Here is a 1,787-nt window from a genome sequence, read left to right on the forward strand (position 1 = left end):
CCCGACCCCCCGACCCATCCCGCCCTCCCCCCACCCCACCCCCACGCCCTCCACGACCAGCTCAACCCCACGCAGCCCCACCCTCACCACGCCTCCAACGTCACCGACGTGGCCCAGATGACCGACGCCGTCCGATGGATCCAGGAGAAGGTCTGGGTCGATCGGCTGGAGGCGACGATCGAGGCGCACACCCTGGCGGCCGCGCAGATCCGGGAGAACTGCACGATCCCCGGCACGTCGGTGCGCACGGCCTGGTTGTGCCGCGACAAGCCGTCGATGAAAGAGGTGCTGCGCTCCGCCGGGGTGCCCACGGCCGCGTCGACCGGCGCGGAGAGGGCCGAGCAGGTGTACGAGTTCGCCGACGCGGTCGGGTACCCGCTGATCCTCAAGCCGCGGACGGGCGCCGGCGCGCTGGACACCACCCGGGTCGACACCAGGGGCGAGCTGGACGGCGCGCTCGGGCGCTTCAACGACCAGAACGTCTCGTCGATCGCCGTCGAGGAGTTCGTCGAGGGTCACGAGGGCTTCTACGACACCGTGTCGATCGACGGGCGCGCCGCCCTGGACTTCGTCTCGCACTACTACCCGAACGTGCTGGAGGCGATGCGTACCCGGTGGATCTCGCCGCAGTTCATCTCCACCAACCGGGTCGACTCGCCGTCGTCGGACTACGCCGACCTGCGGGAGATGGGCGCCCGCGTCAACGAGGCCCTCGGCATCGGGACCAGCGCCACCCACATGGAGTGGTTCTTCGGGCCCAAGGGGCTGCGGTTCTCCGAGATCGGCTGCCGCCCGCCCGGCGTCGGGGCCTGGGACCTCTACTCGGCCGGCAACGACCTCGACATCTACCGGGAGTGGGCGAACGCGGTGGTGCACGGGCACATCGCCGCCCGGCCGTCGCGGCAGTTCGCCACCGGGATCATCGCGCTGCGCCCGGAGCACGACGGCCAGATCTCCGGCTACTCCGGCGTCGACGAGGTGCAGGCCCGCTCCGGGCAGTGGGTGATCGACGCGCACCTGCCCCCGCCCGGCACCCCCACCCAGCCGGTCGAGGCCGGCTACTGGGCGAACGCGTACGTCCGGATGCGCCACCCGGACTACGACATGCTGCGGGAACGCCTCGACGACGTGGGCCGCACCGTCCACGTGCATGCGGCGTGAGCGTCCGCGTCGTCGACGAGGGCGACCCCAAACTCGCGATCAACCGCCTGCGGAGGCAGACGGAGGTCGACGGCGCCACCGTCGACCGTTTCCTGGCCCGGTACGAGGCGCCGGTGGTGGAGGGCAGGTTCTGCACGTTCCTCTACCGCGGTGAGGCCGACACGGTTCGGGTCAGCCAGCGGATCATCGACCTTCCCGATCGGGTGCCGATGCACCGGCTGCCCGGGACGGACCTGTGGTACGTGATCGTGGAGATGCCGGCCGACTCGCGGGTCGAGTACCAGCTCGAGGTGTGCCGGGACGGCCGGACCGAGTCTCTCAACGACCCGCTCAACCCCAAACTGGCGTTCAGCCCGGTGGGCAACTCGTCGGTCTGTTTCGGGCCCGGCTACGTCGCTCCCGATTGGACGGTGCCGGATCCTGAGGCGCCGCCCGGGCAGCTCGACGACCTGGTCGTGCGCAGCGAGGCGCTGGGCAGCGACTACCCGGTGACCCTGTACCGGCCGGCCGGCTGCTGCCCCACCGGCAGCTACCGGCTCCTGGTGGTGCACGACGGCGGCGACTTCCTCCGGTACTCCGCCGCGCAGACGGTGCTGGACAACCTCATCCACCGCCGGCAGATGGCC

The 1,787-nt window shown here is 71.2% G+C and carries 1 protein-coding gene and 1 pseudogene; both read left to right on the forward strand.

All coding sequences use genetic code 11. From position 1 onward, the window contains the following. Positions 1 to 1,161 (forward strand): annotated as a pseudogene (locus AB0M20_RS41560) (hypothetical protein); the annotation flags it as partial. Then, positions 1,158 to 1,787: enterochelin esterase domain-containing protein (locus AB0M20_RS41565; protein ID WP_364306833.1), on the forward strand; the 630-nt coding region annotated here is incomplete at its 3' end. The pseudogene AB0M20_RS41560 and the gene AB0M20_RS41565, both read left to right, overlap by 4 nt.

Origin of the sequence: Actinoplanes sp. NPDC051633 (assembly GCF_040681735.1) — a bacterium.
Classification (GTDB): Bacteria; Actinomycetota; Actinomycetes; order Mycobacteriales; family Micromonosporaceae; genus Actinoplanes.